The sequence below is a fragment of the Photobacterium alginatilyticum genome (assembly GCF_009910675.1).
GTDB lineage: Bacteria > Pseudomonadota > Gammaproteobacteria > Enterobacterales > Vibrionaceae > Photobacterium > Photobacterium alginatilyticum.
The window spans coordinates 1-915 of record NZ_RSEJ01000143.1 but is presented as its reverse complement, the minus strand read 5'-3'; the positions used below and the strand labels follow the sequence as shown (position 1 = coordinate 915).

Here is a 915-nt window from a genome sequence, read left to right as displayed (position 1 = left end):
TTTTTTTTATGCCACATATCCTACTCCTATTTTGAYATCAAGAAAYGAAGTGCTTTCTAGAAATAGAAAAAWTTTGKAATTTCTKAAAATTCTTTTGTCAGAAGAGTCTTTCATTACTATAAAGTMTATTTYATAYCCAAAATTATATATTMTCRAAGACTCTGATATTAATAGRATTAGTKTCTTTCGCCGGCAAATAAAATGGGGTCGAACTGGGGAAATGGGGTGATTTMGATTTSTCGCGTCAGGTCAATAGTTTCTTTGAATTGAGGGTTCATTATTATGAGACTTATCTGATCCAATTGATAGAATTTTCGAAATAAATCCTGAATTTTMTAGGATAATATTMAAGATCTCAGCGAAAACTTACAGCAGCTTGCCAAACAAAGGCTAAGAGAAAAAAAAACARAGGTATGACTGGCATAACATCTAYAATYGGATKCAAAAAAGCATAGRCCTCCGGYAATTTGGCGAAGACAAAATKACTCGAATAAAGAGCCGAATTAATACAGATCAAACTAAAGATATTAAGCATAACAGACATTTTKTTCTTGGAGATAATTGMATTTTGATTGAGTTATTGATATGAAGTCAAAARGAAGAAAGTAARGTAGAAAAAATTCTTCTTTGTCTTTGAATTCACCCAAYCAAAAACCYTCCCAYTCTCAAATRGAATAGAAGAAATTCGACTTTCATACAATATCTTAATTGAATTATATGTAATGATCAATAAATTRMATTTTATTCTATAATATATACGTATMAAAATCKTAGCAAGAATATATTCTCTAAATTMGATATTTGRATTMGAATTGACGATCAACYAATACCAGCATTATTCTTTATTAGTGTCGAATARAAATTWAAATGGGGCGTGGCCAAGTGGTAAGGCAACGGGTTTTGGTCCCGGTATTC

General features: G+C 30.3%; 1 protein-coding gene. It reads right to left on the bottom strand.

Annotated features, from left to right (window positions below; all coding sequences use genetic code 11):
• Window positions 1-355: 355 nt before the first annotated feature.
• Window positions 356-535 carry a photosystem II reaction center protein K gene (locus EIZ48_RS31520; protein ID WP_160658752.1) on the bottom strand — a complete coding sequence of 60 codons (180 nt, stop codon included), beginning with the start codon at window positions 533-535 and terminating at the stop codon, window positions 356-358.
• Between the last annotated feature and the right edge of the window lie 380 nt (window positions 536-915).